This is a genomic window from Megasphaera sp. ASD88 (assembly GCF_002287425.1).
In the GTDB taxonomy this organism is placed as follows: domain Bacteria; phylum Bacillota; class Negativicutes; order Veillonellales; family Megasphaeraceae; genus Megasphaera; species Megasphaera stantonii.
In genome coordinates, this window is sequence record NZ_NQXW01000005.1 from 90,244 (window position 1) to 107,214 (window position 16,971).

Here is a 16,971-nt window from a genome sequence, read left to right on the forward strand (position 1 = left end):
GTGTCTCACTTCCTTTTATAGGGACTCCGGAAGAGACGCCGCTCCGTCGCCTGCCGATACCATGCGGCGGATGACGGCCGCCCGTTCTCGTTCCATCTCCGTGTCTCCGAGTTCCCGCCCGGCTTCAGCCTGCAAGTATGCCGGCGTAATAGCCGTCAGCAGTCCCTCGTACAGCTGGGCCGGCTTTGCAATAACGCCGGCGTCGATGCCGAAACGCAGATCGCTCAGCAGCGACAGCCCTTCCTGTTCGCTCATCAGCCAGGCCTGCGACAGCGTACCGTAGGCCCGGCAGAATTTATCCTTCATCGTGTCGCCGTCATTGGTCCACAAAATCTGACGGCAATTTCGTTCTTCCTGCACGACCTGGGCAACGAGCTTGCGCAGCTGTCCTAAAATATCTTCTTCCGATACGCCCAGGGTAATCTGGTTGCTGATTTGGAATATGTTGCCGATATATTCATCCCGTTCGCCGTACATGCCGCACACGGCGAAACCGAATTTCGTAATTCCCTGGACGATGCGGTTCAGCCTCTTCATCAATACCAGCGCCGGTATGTGAACCGTGACGCCGGCAATGAGCCCTGTACCGGTAATCGACGGGCTGGCCGTCAAATAGCCGAAGTCGTCGCGATAGGCAAAATTCAGCTTCTGTTCCAGGCAGTCGTCGATTTGAGACGCGTCGTCCCAGGCCTTTTGCAGGTCAAAACCAGCCGCCGCCGTCTGGATGCAGAAATGGTCCGTTTCGTTGACCATGACGGCCGCCGCGCCGTCGTCCCGCACGATAACCGCCCGGGAAACAGGCTTTGTAATATGGGCGGCCGAAACGAAATGCTTGGCTGCCATCAGCTCCCGCTGCAGAGGCGTCAGCTCGTCCAAATCGATAAAGGCATATCTCCCCCGTCCCATAGCGCTTAAAAGCGGCGTCATGCGCCGCCCTTCGGCAAAGACAGCCGCCAATTCGGCATCAGACGCCCGCTGGGGAAAGACGTAGTTCTTTAAATTTCGGGACAGGCGGATGCGGCTGTCGATGACGACGTCGCCATAATCGCCTGCCCTTTCCTGCCAGGGACTGAGGGGCTTGCATAGAAATTCATACGACATCGGTCAGCCCTCCCTTCCGCCGGCGTCAGGCTGCATTCTCTGCAGCGCCCGTATTTCATCGCGAACCTTCGCCGCTTCTTCGTACCGCTCTTCCTGCACCAGCTTCTGCAGATGCTGGCGGAGGCGCTTGATATGCGTCATCGTGCGGAAGACGCCCGTGCCGCGGTTAGGCACCTTGCCGTCGTGTTTTGTATGGCCGTGAATGCGGCGCAACAGCGGCGGCAGCTCTTCCTTAAACGCTTCGTAGCAATCGGGGCAGCCAAAGAGCCCCGACCGGTTAAACTCGCCGTACGTCATGCCGCAGCTGGCGCAGCGCGGCTCTTCTTCCGACTGCCCCGTATAATCGGGATAGGCCATCTTGCGGAAAAAATCATTATTGATAATATTTAAGTCCTGAAACAGAGCTAACTTGCTATGTGTCTTTGCACACGCCGCGCACAAATGCAGATCTGTGCGCCGCCCATTTTCAAAGGACGCAATATGAACGACGGCCTCTCTCTTTTTGCAAATATCGCACAGCATCGGTATCACCCTCCTTCCGAAAATGGGCTAATGGGTATTCAGATGGCGGAGAATCCGGCTGATGACGGCCAGCCGCTTCGCCTCGTCGTCGATTTCCTTGTACAATGCGTCAAAGGTCTGATGCATGAGAATAGCTTCTCTGTTCGTCATGCGGTGCTGCTTGATGAGCTGGAATAAAAACCCGTCCAAATCGTCCAGGGTAATGCTCACCGCCGGCAGCCGTTCTTCCAGCAGCACAGGCGTGCGGTCCTGCTGTTTCGGACGCAGGCGGACGATGCGGACGAAACCGCCCGAACCGCGCCGCGATTCGACCAAAAATCCCTTGTCGTTGGAAAAGCGGGTGCTCAGGACGTAGCTGATCTGCGACGGCGCGCAGTTGAGCTCGTCGGCCAATTCATTGCGGCGCAGCACGATGTTTTCTTCCTCTTCTTCCAGCAGTTTATGTAAAATAAATTGTTCAATTTTGTCAGCTAATATACTCATCATAATCACCTGCTCTATTGGTTATCGTACAAAAAGACGCCTATTAGTTCATCTTTTTGACTTTATTATATTCGTCTTTTTGACTTTTTGCAAGCAGCTACGGCCTGTTATGACAAAAAAATACTGCAAGCCCTCTGCCGCTGCGCAGACGACTTGCAGTATATATACATATTATTATTCTTTCGGCGCTTCGATAGGATCGTAATCAGCCGGCTTGTCGACGATAGCCGCCTCGTCCACGGCAGACGGGACAGGCGCGAACCCTTCGCGGAACAGGCCTCGGATCGCCTCGATATAGGCCGGTACGATCGTATCCATGAGCAGATACCGCTTCCGAAACAGATTGCGCTTCTGTGACTTGATTTCATCGTACTTGCGCCGCTTTTCTTCGATAGGCAGGCGAATATACCACTGCTCCTTCCCATCGGCCACAGCCCCTTCGTCGTTCCAAAAGTCGTCGAAATTCGTCTTCTTCGAGCGGTTTCCCCGCAGCAGATGGCTGTTCGTATAAAATCCTTCATCGGTAATAGCGTACATATCATGGATGCCCAAGGTCTGGACAAAGATGCGCATGAGGTACAGGATAAAATTCTTCGGCCGGTAGCCGAAAAGCTTTTTCGTCAGCGCCTTTGTCGTTTCCAGGCCGTGCTTTGAGCCCTGAATCGTACCGATGTACATGGACGGCGCGCCGTCGGCATTGTAATCGAAACGGAAGTTGAAATGATAAATCATTTCGCCTTCATGATACAAGTATAACGACAAAAAGCCTTCCTTCCGCTGGCCCGTATCGAAAATCAGGCGTACCTCCAGAGGCAGCGACGCGTCAGGCGATTTCCACAGCGTATAGCCCTTGCCCCAATACAATTCATGAATGACCTCATCGGAAAACATCGTGCGCAAAATCGTAAAATGGTGAAGCAGCGCATCCAAGCGCTGGCGCATAGTCGAATTCTTAAACAGGAACACGCGGGTCATGACCTCTTGAAAATCCGGGTCCTGTCTATCAAAAAATCCTTTCATCGGCTCGTACGCATCGAAAAAAGAATACAATTCTTCAAATAAAGAGCGGTTCGTCACGGCGCGGACAAAAAAAACGACGGCCCGCTTATTTTCCTGGAAATTGCGCGGACCGTAAATAGTACGGGACAATCGCCAGAAATAGGATATGCTATGCATGAAACAGCCCCCTTTTAGCCCAAAACACATCAATGATAACTGTAACAATAAATTATATTATACGTTTTTTTATTTTATACTGTCAACGTCTCTTTTTACTTGTTTTTTACATACCTTTGACGGCGAGTTTATATATTCTTTATATAGTAAACGTATCATTGATTAGCCAGAAGGGAGTATTCCGTTTATGAAGTATACGACAACAAAACGAATGCAGAAGTACGCCGCCAGTGTAGTCTGCGCTTTATCTATCTTTACAGCCGTACAAGCCGCCCCCGTATGGGCCGCACCCATTCCGACTGCCGCCGTCAGCCAAAGCGCAGCGCAGCAGCATGTCCAGAGCGCTAACTGGGAACCGACCGTGAAGGCTTCCTTAAATCAGTTCATGGATATGTACGGCAATCGTTCCGCATCTTACGATGCAGCCAATCGTCCGTACGCCGTCTTTGATTTTGACAACACGACATCTATTCTGGACGTAGAAGAACAGCTCATGGTCTGGCAGCTCGACCGCCTGGCCTTTGCCATTGAACCGGACCAGATGGAAGCCGTCCTGCGCACAGGCATTCCAGCCGATAAGCTGACCTTGACGTACGGCGCCGACGACGGCGACGGCCGCCCCGTCTCAATTGAAGCAGCCATTAAAGACGCCGCAGCAGCTTATAAACAATTGTACGCCAAGGGATTGATTACCAAAACGGGCAAGGAACAGCCTGCCGAAGTACGGGTCAGCCCGGAATATAAAGAGTTCACTGCCAAGATGCGCTGGCTCTACGACGCTATCGGCGATACGATGGACGCTTCCGTTTCCTATCCCTGGGTCACGTACTGGTACACGGGCATGACGCCTGACGAAGTATACAATTTGGCCTATGAAAGCCACAGCTTCTATGGTAATCCCGATAAAGGCCAGACGTGGAGCAAAGGCAAATATGTCAGCCCCGTCGATTACAAGAGCGAAGCCGGCAATGTATCCGTATCGTACAAACTCGGCATCACCGTCTCTCCGGAAATGAAGGAGCTGTACAAGACCTTAAACGACAACGGCATCGACACCTGGATTGACACGGCCTCGCCCGTTGACGTCGTACGCGCCGCCGTCGATTACTTCCAGGTTCCCGGCGTCGACGGCATCGTCGGCATGACCAACAAAAAAGACGCCCAGGGCCGGTATATCAACTCGTACGACTACGAGCTTCATGCCCAGACCCAGGGTGTCGGCAAATCCCTGACCATCGACAAGGTCATCGCGCCGAAGTACAACGGCCAGGGCCCTGTTTTCGCCGCCATGGATTCTCAGGGCGACTTCAATTTCTGCACGGAATATAAAAACACCAAGGCCGTCTTAATCCTGAACCGCGAACGTTCTGACGATGCCGGCTTATGCGCCGCCGTCGCCGCATGGCAGAAAAAACACGGCGTTACCTTGGCCGAAGCCAATAAAAACGGCGACACGCTGTTCCTCCTGCAGGGCCGCAACGAAAACGCCGGCGTCCTGTGGGCAACCGATCAGACCCGGCTTCTCGGCAAAAAAGACAACGCCTACTTATCTGATAAAGCCTTAGACGTAATCAGCCAGTTAGACGCCGGCAAAACGGTAAAACAAGCCCTGGAAGACAACACGAAGCTGAAAGATTACCAAGGCTACAAAACGCGTTAAGCAGCTATATGCTGTCATATAGTTACTTATATACTTCACAATGTATTTCCCAGTCCTTCCCAGCAAGTCCGAGGAAAAAACAAGCCGGAGCGCAGCGCCCGGCTTGTTTTTTTTGCGTCTGAAAGACGACGCGGTTATTTTAATTTTTTGAGGATGCGGGGATTGACGCAGCGGATATCCCGCACGCCCGTAATCATCATGGCGTCGCACAATTCGCGCTTAAACGTATCCAGCATCAGCTTGACGCCTTCCGCGCCGCCGCCGATGGCCGCAACGGCTGCCGGACGGCCGACGAGGACGGCGTCGGCGCCTAGAGCAATGAGCTTCAATACGTCTTCGCCGTGACGGACGCCGCCGTCGGCAAAGATCGTAATCCGCCCCTTGACGGCTTCGGCGATTTCCGGCAGTACGTCGGCCGTGCCGACCATACCGTCCAGTACGCGGCCGCCGTGGTTGCTGACGACGATGCCCTTAGCTCCCGCTTCCGCGCAGGCCAACGCTTCTTCCGCCGACATGACGCCCTTTACGATAAAGGGAATTTGAATGGACGCCGCTACCTTCGCAATGCTTTCAGCGCTCTTCGGGCCGACAGGCTGGCCGAAAATGCGCATATTGATCAGCGTCGCCGCGTCGATATCGCAGGCCACGGCCGGAGCGCCTGACTGTTCCGCCAATACGGCCTTTTCGATGATCTTGTCGTCTTCCCGCGGCTTAATCGTCGGGACGACGCAGCCCGGACGCTTTTTACAGGACGCGATGCCCGAAGAATACATATACGGCGCACCGCTGTCACCGGTAAAAGCCCAGGTACCGGCTTCCATAGCAGCCTGTGAAACAGCTTCATCGTATTTGATTTCTTCTTCTTCCGGATCACCGTCGACCTGGGCATTCAATACAATGCCGCCTACCGGCGCAATAAGTATAGGCAGGCTTAAGGTCTTGCCGAAGATTTCAACTGCCGTAGACGGCTCTTCTACACCAGACATGCTGCGCATGATCAAGCCGTATTCCTGCAGCGATTCCAAATTGCGCGCAAAGGAACGGCCCGTCCGCAGTCCGCCGAAGCCGGGAATCATGCCGACACAGGCTTTGCCGTTGCACTCCGGACAGACGCGGCAGCCTTTCATCCGTTTTTTAGCCTGTTCGCGAATTTCCTTCATATCCATTGCAATATTCCTCCTTTAACAAAAAAAGCTTACTATCATGAGTATACCACATGATAGTAAGCTTTTACTAACAACTTACGCTAATTCTTTTGGAATTAGTCCATTTTTACGAAAGCGTCTTTACCAGCGCCGCAGGTCGGGCATGCCCAGTCTTCCGGCAAATCGGCAAATTTCGTGCCAGCTGCTACGTTGTTTTCAGCGTCGCCTTCAGCTTCGTCATAAATGTAACCGCAGATGGTGCATTCGTATTTATCCATTGAAAAAACCTCCCTAAAAAGAAACATTAATAAATATCGATTATTGATAATCCTTAACTATCATACCATACGGGACGATATTTTGCAACCTTATTTTGCCTTTTTACCCATGCTGATGTCGACGATACCCGTCGAGTACGGCGCGATTTCATACTGCCCGAAAATGAAGTGGATGACCTTGTTTTCGTCGAGGTAATAATTCTTCGGCAGCTCCGTCAGACCTTCGAAATATGTGGACAGCTGATACTTGCTCAGGAAAATCTTGGCGTTGATGCGGTCCAGCGTAAAGAATTCCGCATCCTCTGGCCGTACCAAATCCTGCCAGTCCAGCCGTTCGCCCGTTTCCAAATCGAAGGTCACGCCGTGCTTCCAGCTCGTCGGGTGGGCGGCCTTGTCAAAATAGATATAGCCCTGGTCGATGAAGGACAGATACTTGCCGTCGTTGAGCGTCACGACGTACGACTTTTCTTCAGTCATCTTCATGCCTTCCATGCTTTCTTTATCAAAAAACGCCTTGGCCTTGGCTTGTTCTTCTATAAAGTATTGCGCGATTTTCTGGCTGGCTGCAGCGTTGCCGGCGACGGAAACTGCCGGATACTGTATCGTCAGCGTGCTGCCGTTTGATTTCGTGTATACGGCCTTCTGCGCGTCCTGCACCGTCGCCGGGGCCGCGGCGAAGGATAACGAGCCGACCAGCAAGGCGGCGCACAGCGCGGCCGCTAATTTTTCTTTCATCATACCTACCTCCTGCGTACTGTGTATGCTTTATTATACCATAGTTCAAAAAGCAAATGCCATTGTATTTCAGGGATAATCCTTAAACATTCTGTAAATCCGCCTTATTTTCCACGACTTTCCTCTTTTCATCCGTTCCCAGGCGGAAAAAGTAATAGACGTTTTCCGCAGCCTGCCGGGTCATGCCCGGCACGGCGGCCAGCTCTTCTACCGTAGCCGCCTTCATCGCGTCCAGATTTTTAAAGGCTCCCCACAAGGCCTTGCGCCGTTTCGGCCCGATGCCTTCGATGTGATCCAGGATAGACACGAGATTCCGCTTGCCCCGAAGGCTGCGGTGATACGTAATGGCAAAACGGTGCGCCTCGTCGCGGATAGCCTGGAGCAGCTGCAGCTCCGGCGTGTGATGGCTCAGGATAATCGAATCGCTCCGCCCTTCAACGAATACTTCTTCTATCCGCTTGGCCAGACTGATAACCGGCGCTTCGCACCCCGCCTCGCGTATAATAGGCAGGGCGGCGTGAAGCTGCCCCTTGCCGCCGTCGATGACGATGAGGTCCGGCGCGGGCCAGTCCCGCTCGCCGTAGCGGCGGCCCATGATTTCCGCCATGGATTTGAAATCATCAGGCTTCCCCTGCACGGTTTTCAGCTTAAACCGCCGGTACTCCTGCTTCGCCGGCCGGCCGTGCTCAAAGACGACCATCGACGCGACCGTTTCAATCCCCTGCGTGTGGGATATGTCGAAGCATTCCATGCGCTCCGGCAGGCGCGGCAGGTCGAGGACGCGGGCCAGGGCTTCGACGGCTCCGCTGGTCTTGTCCGTATCGTGCTGCCACTGGAGGCGGCGCTGTTCGAGGAGAACGCGGGCGTTATCCTCGGCCATGGTCAGCAGTTTCTTCTTGAGGCCCCGCTGCGGGATGACTAAGGCCACGTTTTGTCCCTTCTGCAGCGTCAGCCGCCGTTCGTAATCCTCTTTATCCTCTACGGCCGAGACGATAATTTCCTTGGGCACGAACACGCCGTCGACGTAATACTGATCCAATACGGCCGACGTCAAAGCGGCCGCCGTTTCGTCGGCACTGTTTTCCAGGCTGAAGGTCTCCCGTCCCATGAGGCGGCCCTGGCGGATAGTGTAAATCTGGACGCAGGTCTGCCCGGCGTCGCCGGCAAAGCCGAGAACGTCCATGTCGCCGCCGCCGACAGTCGTAATGTTCTGCTGTTCCTGAATCACCTTGACGGCAGTTATCTGGTCGCGGTACATGGCGGCCTTTTCGAACTCCATCTCTTCCGCCGCCGCTTCCATCTGCTCCTGCAGCCTTCGCACGACGCCCGTATCACGCCCTTCCAGTATGTCGACGGCCTGTTCTACAAGCTTGCCGTATTCACCCTTCGTAATGTAGTGGACGCACGGCGCGTCGCAGTGATGCAGATGGTACTGCAGGCAGGGCCGATCGGCCTGCATCGTCCGGCAGGAACGGATGCGAAAGGCCCGCTGGATGAGCTTCAGCACGCGATGAACGGCGCCGGCGTCGGCAAAGGGGCCGAAATAGCGGGCGCCGTCTCGATGGACGCGGCGGGTCATAAAGACACGCGGATAGTCTTCCTGCACCGTCACCTTGATATACGGGTAGGTCTTATCGTCGCGCAGCATGATATTGTAGCGCGGGCGATGCTTTTTAATGAGCGTGTTTTCCAGTATGAGCGCTTCCATCTCGTTGGCTACGACGATAGTTTCCACATCGGCGGCGTGGCTCATCATCGCCGTCACCTTCGGCGCGCGCTTGGCGTCGTGCCGGACGTAGCTGCGCACGCGATTACGCAGATTCACGGCCTTGCCGACGTAAATGATCTGTCCCCTGTCGTTTTTCCACAAGTATACGCCGGGCTGGATCGTCAAATTTCGTACCTTATCGAGTACGGCTTCACTCAAGGCCATGGCAGTTCCCCTTCATCAAGTCCTTCGTCCGTTCCAATACGGGCTTCAGGAATCTTCCCGTATAGGACTGCGGCACCTGGCAGATATCCTCCGGCGTCCCCGTCGCTACGACTGTGCCGCCGCCGTCGCCGCCTTCAGGGCCTAAATCGACGAGATAATCCGCCGCCTTGACGACGTCGAGGTTGTGCTCGATGACTACAACCGTATCGCCGCCGTCGACGAGCATCTGCAGTACGTCCATGAGCTTATGAATATCGGCGGCATGGAGGCCCGTCGTCGGTTCGTCGAGGATGTACAGCGTCCGGCCTGTACTGCGCTTGGACAGCTCCGTCGCCAGCTTGACGCGCTGCGCTTCGCCGCCCGATAAGGTCGTCGCCGGCTGGCCGAGGCGGATATAGCCCAGCCCCACGTCCTGCAGGGTCCGCAGCTTATTGAGGATGCGGGGAATATTTTCAAAGAAATCACAGGCGTCGTCGACAGTCATGTTGAGGACGTCCGATATGGTCTTCCCCTTGTATTTAACTTCCAGCGTCTCCCTGTTGTAGCGCGCGCCGTGGCATACCTCGCAGGGCACGTATACGTCGGGAAGGAAGTTCATTTCGATGCGGATGATGCCGTCGCCGCGGCAGGCCTCACAGCGGCCGCCCTTGATGTTGAAGCTGAACCGCCCGGCCTTGTAGCCTCTCACCTTTGCCTCCGGCGTCTGGCTGTACAGCTGGCGGATGAAATCGAAGACGCCTGTATACGTCGCCGGATTGGAACGGGGCGTACGGCCAATAGGCGACTGGTCGATGTTGATGATCTTATCGATATATTCCGTCCCTCTGATTTCCCTAAACTTGCCGGGACGATGGGGCGTGCCGTATACGGCTTCGGCCAATCCCTTATACAGGATTTCGTTGACCAGCGTCGACTTGCCCGACCCCGATACGCCCGTCACGACGGTCAGGGTGCCGATGGGAATCGATACGTCGATGTTCTTCAAGTTGTGCTCCGCCGCGCCGATGACTTCGATATACGTCCCGTTGCCCTGGCGCCGCTCCTCCGGAATAGGGATATATTTCGCCCCCTTTAAATACTGTCCCGTCAGGGACTGCTCGCAGGCCATAATATCCTCTGCCGTCCCCTGGGCCACGATTTCACCGCCGTGCTCTCCCGCCGCCGGACCGATGTCCAGTATATAATCGGCGGCCCGCATCGTATCCTCGTCATGCTCGACGACGATGAGCGTATTGCCCAAGTCGCGGAGGTGCTTCAGGGCCTGGAGCAGCTTGTCGTTATCCCGCTGATGGAGGCCGATAGACGGCTCGTCGAGGATGTATAAAACGCCGACCAGGCCGGAGCCGATCTGCGTCGCCAGGCGGATGCGCTGGGCTTCGCCGCCCGACAAGGTACCGGCCGTACGGGACAAGGTCAGGTATTCCAGGCCTACAGTCTGGAGAAACTCCAGGCGGGCCCGAATTTCCTTAAAAATCTGCCGGCCGATCATCTGCTGCTTTTCCGTCAGCTCCAAGCCATCAAAAAATCGAATCATGTCGCCGACAGTCAAATCAGTCAGCTCAGAAATATTCAGGCCGCCGATTTTAATAGCCAGCGCCTCATGGCGCAGGCGCGTGCCGCCGCACGTCGTGCAGGGCTTGACCGACATAAACTGCTCGAACTGGTCGCGCATCATGTCGGACGATGCCTCTTTATAACGGCGGCGCACCATGGGAATGACGCCTTCAAAGGCCGTGGCGTACTGCTTTACTTCGCCGCGCAGGTTTTCGTACTCAAAGACGCACGTGTCGTCAGAGCCCCACATCAGCTTTTCCTGCAGCTCGCCGGGCAGCTCGTCGTAACAGCTGTCCAGCGTAAAGCCATAGGGCTTGAGCAAGCCGCCGAGCTGGCGCATAAACCACGAATCGGGGTTGCTGCTCAAAGCTGCGATAGCGCCGTCGGCAAAGGATTTCTTTGTATCCGGCAGCACTAAATGGGGATCGACCTCCATCGTGCTGCCGATACCGGAGCAGGCCGGGCAGGCGCCGAAGGGACTGTTGAAGGAAAAGAGATGGGGCTCGATTTCCGGCAGGCTCACATGGCAGTCGGGGCAGGCGAAATGCTGGCTGAAGGTCAGCACCTCGTCCGTACTCATGCGCAGGATATGGACGATGCCGCCGGCCAGCTTGGCCGCCGTTTCCAGCGAATCGGTCAGCCGGGTCAAAATGCTGTCCTTAATGACCAGCCGGTCGATAACCACGTCGATGGTGTGCTTTTTATTCTTATCCAGGGGAATATCGTCGGACAGCAGATATACCTCGCCGTCGACGCGGACGCGGACATAGCCGTCCCGCACCAGGCCGGCCAGCACCTTCTGATGCGTTCCCTTTCGGCCGTCGACGACGGGAGCCATGACCATGACCTTTTCCCCCGCGCCGAGAGCCATGACGGAGTCGGCCATCTGCTCGATCGTCTGCTGGCGGATAGGCTTTCCGCACTTCGGGCAGTAGGCGTCGCCTACGCGGGCGTAGAGCAGGCGCAGGTAGTCGTAGATTTCCGTGACTGTGCCTACAGTCGAGCGGGGATTGCGGCTCGTCGTCTTCTGGTCGATAGAAATAGCCGGCGACAGGCCTTCGATATAGTCGACGTCGGGCTTATCCATCTGCCCTAAAAACTGGCGGGCATAAGCCGACAAGGATTCGACATAACGCCGCTGGCCTTCGGCGTAAATCGTGTCGAAGGCCAGAGACGATTTCCCCGAGCCGGATAAGCCCGTAAAGACGACGAGCTTATCACGGGGAATTTTTACATCTATATTTTTCAAATTGTGCTGTCTCGCACCTTTGATACTAATATATGGTTCCTGCATAGGTTACGTTTTACTCCTTTTTGCCTTAGCTTTGCCCGGCAAGTCCGGCTTTTTCCGCCGCGCGTCGGGCCGGCGCACCTTGCGCACATACCGGGACGAGGGCATGTCCTCGCCCTGCAGCTCCTTGGGCAGCGTGTCGTCATGGCTCATATCAGCCAGCTGCTGCCGCAGCTGCCCCAGGCGGTCGCGCAATTCCGCCGCCTTTTCAAATTCCAGATTTTTCGCCGCCGTCTTCATCTGCTGGGTCACGGTGTTGATGACCTTATGCAAAGCCTCTTTCGTCAGCTTTTCGCCCTTGCCCTTATATTGGGCTTGGTCTTCGGCGACCTTCGTCAGCTCGATGAGGTTTACCACGTCTTTCTTGACGGATTTCGGCGTAATATGATGCTTTCGATTGTAAGCGTCCTGCACCTCGCGGCGCCGCTTCGTTTCGTCCATAGCCCGAGCCATGGAATCGGTAATCTTGTCGGCGTACATGATGACCGTGCCGTCGACGTTTCGCGCCGCCCGCCCCATCGTCTGGATGAGGGACGTATCGGAACGAAGGAATCCTTCCTTGTCAGCGTCGAGAATCGCTACGAGGGACACTTCCGGCATGTCCAGCCCTTCGCGCAGCAGATTGATGCCGACGAGGACGTCGAATACGCCGGCCCGCAGGTCGCGGATGATTTCGGCCCGCTCGATTGTCGCAATATCCGAATGGAGATAGCGGACGAGGACGCCCATTTCCTTTAGATAATCGGTCAAATCCTCGGCCATTTTCTTGGTCAGCGTCGTCACCAGCACGCGTTCGTTCTTTTCAGTCCGCTTCCGTATTTCGCCCAACAAATCGTCCATCTGTCCGGCAATGGGACGCACTTCGACCTTCGGGTCCAGGAGCCCTGTCGGGCGGATAATCTGCTGGGCCAGATTGGTCTGGACTTCCATTTCATAAGGGCCCGGCGTTGCGCTGACGTAGATAATCTGGTTAATCCGTTCGATAAATTCTTCAAATTTCAGCGGCCTGTTGTCCAGCGCCGACGGCAGGCGGAACCCGTATTCGATGAGGTTTTCCTTCCGCGACCGGTCGCCGGCGTACATAGCCCGCAGCTGCGGCAAGGTGACGTGCGATTCGTCAATCATGATGAGGAAATCATCGGGGAAATAATCGAGGAGCGTGTACGGCGCTTCGCCGGCCTTCCGTCCTGCCAGATGGCGGGAATAGTTTTCGATGCCCGAGCAGTAGCCCATTTCCATCATCATTTCCATATCGTACCGCGTCCGCTGCTCCAGCCGCTGCGCTTCCAGCAAATGGCCCCCTTCCTTAAGGACAGCCAATCGCTCTTCCAGCTCGGCCTCGATCGCCTTCAGGGCCTTATCCATTTTTTCCTTCGTCGTGACATAATGGCTGGCCGGATAAATGGCCACGTGCTTGCGCTCGGCCACGACCTCGCCGGTCAGCACGTCGACCTCCGTCAGCCTGTCGATTTCGTCGCCGAACATTTCAATGCGGATGACGGAGTTGTCGAAGGCCGCCGGAAATACTTCTATCGTATCGCCGTGAACGCGGAAAGTACCCCGTTCGAGATTCATATCGTTGCGGGAATACTGGATATCGACGAGCTTGTGAAGAATTTCTTCCTGCGTCTTTTCCTGCCCCAGCCGCAGCGACACGACGAGATCGCTGTAGTCCTCCGGGTCGCCTAAGCCGTAGATACAGGACACGGAGGCCACGATGATGACGTCGCGCCGTTCAAACAGGCTCATCGTCGCCGAATGGCGCAGCTTGTCGATTTCATCGTTAATCGACGCGTCCTTTTCGATATATGTATCCGTAGACGCGATATACGCCTCCGGCTGATAGTAATCGTAATAGCTGACGAAATAGGCCACTTCGTTGTCCGGGAAAAAGGCCTTGAATTCGCTGCACAGCTGGGCCGCCAGCGTCTTGTTATGCGCAATGACCAGTGTCGGCTTCTGCACGGCTTCGATGACCTTGGCCATCGTAAACGTCTTGCCTGTCCCCGTTGCACCAAGCAATACCTGCGCCCATTGGCCGGACTTGATGCCGTCAGCCAACGAGGCAATCGCCTCAGGCTGGTCGCCCATGGGCTTATACGGTGCTACCACGCGAAACGGCCGTGACGTATCATAGTCCTTATTCAAATACGACTGTATATCCATAACTCTCTCCTGCCATGGCATAGTAAAAAATAATTATTATTGATTACATTAGTATAGCACGGCTGCAAACGTATGTACAGATGATTCTACAACCAATTCGTCTCCACTTCGTCTTTTAGCCGGCAGAACATATCATAGTACGACGCCTTCGTCTGTCTCACGATGGATAAGGCAATAAGCTCGTTATACGAATGACTCACGTTATTTCGGGCCTGCAACGCCTGAAGCCACATCGTTTCATTGCGTATCATATTCGCTTTATAGGCCGTCTTTAAAATCTGCCTGGGCGAGCCTGTCGCGCTTTCGGCATAGCCGCTGTCTTCCAGCAGTTCTTTCATCATCTTCCATGCTTGTTCAAAGCAAATTTCATACAGCCCGACTAATCCCGTCAAAACAACGGTATTATACGGTTCTTCATAGGAAAATAGCTCCTTAAGATTTTTCAAGGCCGCACAAAAATTATCGTACTTTTTCATAAATGACAATGCCCTCTCTTTCGATAGATTGCCGCAATTCGTCCTGCACTGGCCCGTCTAAATCGACGACGTCGTACATGAGCAGCGTCGACGTTTCTTCGTCTACGGCCAAGGCAAATTGGACGACATCGCCGCCGCTGACGGCCAGATCTATGTCACTCGTCCGTTTGTAATCGCCCCGCGCTCTGGAACCAAATAAAATGACTTTTTCTATATGATATGTTTCTGCCAACTGCCGTATCTCATCCAGTACGCCCGGACGAATTCCAAACTCCATGCCCTTCACCTCATTCCAATATCTATCCTTATTATATCATCCTCCGTATAAAAACTATACGCCGTATATTCACGACGATCCTTTCCTGCACATACAAAAACGAGAGCCCTGACACGGACTCTCGTCGTAACGCTATGCTATTATTTTGCCATCATTTCGGCTACCTTATTAGCGAAGGCTGCCGGGTCATCGGGCATGATGCCTTCGAGAAGCAAGGCCTGATCGTAGAGCATCTTGCAGTAGTCTTTGAATTCAGGCGTATCCTTGCCGGCTTCGTGAATGCCCTGAAGCTTGGCGAAGAGCTGATGCTGCGGGTTGATTTCCAAAATGCGGCGCGCCTTGAGCATCGGGTTGTCGGCAGCGGCAAAGGCTTGTTCCATCGCCAGGGACGGACCGGCCGCGTCAGCGACGAGGCAGACGGCACCGCTCTTCAGGCGGTTGGACAGGCGGACGTCTACGACCTTGCCGTCGAGGAGTTCTTTCATATCCTTCAGAAGACCTTCGTTGCTCTTAGCTAGGTCTTCGTTCTTCTTCTTTTCTTCTTTGAATGCTTCGTCTTCCAAATCCAGATCGCCGCGGCTGATGGAGTGGAATTTCTTGCCTTCGTATTCACGAATAGCTTCTACGGCAAATTCATCAACGGGATCGGTCATGCACAAGACTTCAATATCCCTGTCGCGGAGCATTTCCATCTGCGGCAAGGCATCGATAGCGGCTTTGTCTTTCCCTGTAGCGTAATAAATCTTTTCTTGGCCATCCTTCATGCGGCTGACATATTCTTTCAGCGAGCAGAGCTTACCGTCTTTAGACGACATGAACAGGAGCAGGTCTTTTAATTTATCGACGTTGTTTTCACCAGTCATCATACCGCTGTAGATGCCAATTTTTAAGGATTTCCCATATTCAGCCCAGAATTTTTCATAGGCTTCCCGGTCTTTATCAAGCTTACGGACCAGGGTCTTCAGGATGTTCTTTTCCAGATTACGGCCGATGAGCTTTAATTCACGGCTCTGCTGGAGCAGTTCGCGGGAAATGTTGAGAGACAAATCAGGAGAATCGACAAGGCCTTTGACAAAGCGCAGGTAATCGGGCAGCAAATCTTTGCATTTATCCATGATAAATACATGGCGCGAATAGAGCTGCACGCCCGGTTCATAATCGGCATAGTACAGATTGAAAGGCGCACTGCCCGGAATAAACAGCAAGGATGTGTATTCTACATTTCCTTCAACGCGGCTATGGAAGATTTCCATCGGTTCGTCCCATTCATAGAACTGATGCTGGAAAAATTCCCTGTATTCTTCAGGCTTAATATCCGACTTATTACGGGTCCACAAGGGCTGCATGGAGTTAAGTGTCCGCGTTTCCGTATGTTCTTCTTCCGGTGCGTCTTCAATAACCTTGCCGTCGGCGTCCTTCGGCTTTTCCTTCGTCGTGAAGTCCATCGTAATGGGATAGCGGATGTAGTCGGAATATTTCTTGACCAGGCTTTCCAGGAGGTATTTGTCCGTGTAGTTTTCTTCCGTTTCGCCGCCGTAAAATTCCTTGCCCAAGGTCAGGATAATCGTCGTGCCGTGCTTCGGCTTTTCGCAGGTTTCCAGCGTATACTGGCCGTCGCCTGCCGATTCCCATTTATAGGCTTCTGTTTCGCCGGCTTTGCGCGTGACGACCGTCACCGTATCGGCGACCATGAAGGCCGAATAAAAGCCGACGCCGAACTGGCCAATCAGGTCTTTGTCGACGCTGCCGCCTTCCTGGGCTTCCTTCAGCTTTTCCAAAAAGGCCTTCGTGCCCGATTTAGCAATGGTGCCCAAGTTCTGCATGAGCTCGTCTTTATTCATGCCGATGCCGTTATCGGAAATCGTCAGGGTATGCTTGTCTTCATCCGGCGTCAAATGGATTTCAAAGGCCGTATCGCCTTCGAGAAGGTCGTTATTCGTCAGCGATTCGTAATGCAGCTTATCGATCGCGTCGGATGCGTTGGAAATCAGTTCCCGTAAAAATATTTCGTGATTCGTATAAATGGAATGAACCATCAAGTCCAGCAGTTGTTTCGTTTCCGCTTGGAATTCAAAGGTTTCTTTCGCCATGTTCAACAATCTCCTTTATTCAGAATGTGTTAGCACTCTTAGCATCAGAGTGCCAACTCCCTTTTATATAATACAATAAAAAGT

14 protein-coding genes are annotated in these 16,971 nt (G+C 54.1%); 1 reads left to right on the plus strand and 13 read right to left on the minus strand.

Annotated features, from left to right (window positions below):
- Positions 1-15 precede the first annotated feature (15 nt).
- The 4 genes from CJ260_RS04945 to CJ260_RS04960 form a co-directional block, all read right to left on the minus strand.
- Positions 16-1,101 carry an ATP--guanido phosphotransferase gene (locus CJ260_RS04945; protein WP_095629392.1) on the minus strand — a complete coding sequence of 362 codons (1,086 nt, stop codon included), beginning with the start codon at positions 1,099-1,101 and terminating at the stop codon, positions 16-18.
- A gap of 3 nt (positions 1,102-1,104) precedes the next feature.
- A complete protein-coding gene (locus CJ260_RS04950) occupies positions 1,105-1,623 on the minus strand; it encodes a UvrB/UvrC motif-containing protein (protein ID WP_087478099.1) in 519 nt (172 codons plus the stop codon).
- 27 nt (positions 1,624-1,650) lie between these two features.
- Positions 1,651-2,106: a CtsR family transcriptional regulator gene (locus CJ260_RS04955; RefSeq protein WP_087478100.1), complete on the minus strand. Its 456-nt coding sequence runs from the start codon at positions 2,104-2,106 to the stop codon at positions 1,651-1,653.
- Positions 2,107-2,280: 174 nt separating this feature from the next.
- The gene (locus CJ260_RS04960; RefSeq protein WP_095629393.1) at positions 2,281-3,282 is read right to left on the minus strand and encodes a VirK/YbjX family protein; all 1,002 of its coding nucleotides are present in this window, start codon (positions 3,280-3,282) and stop codon (positions 2,281-2,283) included.
- Between the two features lie 187 nt (positions 3,283-3,469).
- On the opposite strand from CJ260_RS04960, the gene CJ260_RS04965 reads away from it, so the two are divergent.
- Positions 3,470-4,942, plus strand: coding sequence for a hypothetical protein (locus CJ260_RS04965; RefSeq protein ID WP_095629394.1), 1,473 nt, complete (start codon positions 3,470-3,472; stop codon positions 4,940-4,942).
- 134 nt (positions 4,943-5,076) lie between these two features.
- On the opposite strand, the gene CJ260_RS04970 is transcribed toward CJ260_RS04965, so the two are convergent.
- The 9 genes from CJ260_RS04970 to htpG all read right to left on the minus strand — a co-directional run bounded on the left by CJ260_RS04970 (position 5,077) and on the right by htpG (position 16,887).
- Positions 5,077-6,108 (minus strand): alpha-hydroxy-acid oxidizing protein, encoded by a 1,032-nt coding sequence (locus tag CJ260_RS04970; RefSeq protein WP_095629395.1) that lies wholly within the window; start codon positions 6,106-6,108, stop codon positions 5,077-5,079.
- Between the two features lie 95 nt (positions 6,109-6,203).
- Positions 6,204-6,365 (minus strand): rubredoxin, encoded by a 162-nt coding sequence (locus CJ260_RS04975; protein WP_087478104.1) that lies wholly within the window; start codon positions 6,363-6,365, stop codon positions 6,204-6,206.
- A 90-nt stretch (positions 6,366-6,455) separates the two neighbouring features.
- Entirely contained in the window at positions 6,456-7,103 is a 648-nt protein-coding gene (locus CJ260_RS04980) for a DUF3298 and DUF4163 domain-containing protein (protein WP_087478105.1), read from the minus strand.
- Between the two features lie 79 nt (positions 7,104-7,182).
- Complete coding sequence (gene uvrC, locus CJ260_RS04985; RefSeq protein WP_095629396.1) at positions 7,183-9,033, minus strand: excinuclease ABC subunit UvrC; 1,851 nt, start codon at positions 9,031-9,033, stop codon at positions 7,183-7,185.
- Entirely contained in the window at positions 9,020-11,881 is a 2,862-nt protein-coding gene (gene uvrA / locus CJ260_RS04990; RefSeq protein WP_095629397.1) for an excinuclease ABC subunit UvrA, read from the minus strand. Before uvrA ends, uvrC begins: the two co-directional genes overlap by 14 nt.
- A gap of 3 nt (positions 11,882-11,884) precedes the next feature.
- Positions 11,885-14,044, minus strand: a complete 2,160-nt coding sequence (gene uvrB, locus CJ260_RS04995) for an excinuclease ABC subunit UvrB (RefSeq protein ID WP_095629398.1) — start codon at positions 14,042-14,044, stop codon at positions 11,885-11,887.
- An 86-nt stretch (positions 14,045-14,130) separates the two neighbouring features.
- A complete protein-coding gene (locus CJ260_RS05000; RefSeq protein WP_087478109.1) occupies positions 14,131-14,520 on the minus strand; it encodes an HI0074 family nucleotidyltransferase substrate-binding subunit in 390 nt (129 codons plus the stop codon).
- Complete coding sequence (locus CJ260_RS05005) at positions 14,504-14,797, minus strand: nucleotidyltransferase family protein (RefSeq protein ID WP_087478110.1); 294 nt, start codon at positions 14,795-14,797, stop codon at positions 14,504-14,506. The genes CJ260_RS05000 and CJ260_RS05005 overlap by 17 nt, the downstream gene beginning before the upstream one ends.
- Positions 14,798-14,937: 140 nt before the next feature.
- The gene (htpG, locus tag CJ260_RS05010; protein WP_095629399.1) at positions 14,938-16,887 is read right to left on the minus strand and encodes a molecular chaperone HtpG; all 1,950 of its coding nucleotides are present in this window, start codon (positions 16,885-16,887) and stop codon (positions 14,938-14,940) included.
- Between the last annotated feature and the right edge of the window lie 84 nt (positions 16,888-16,971).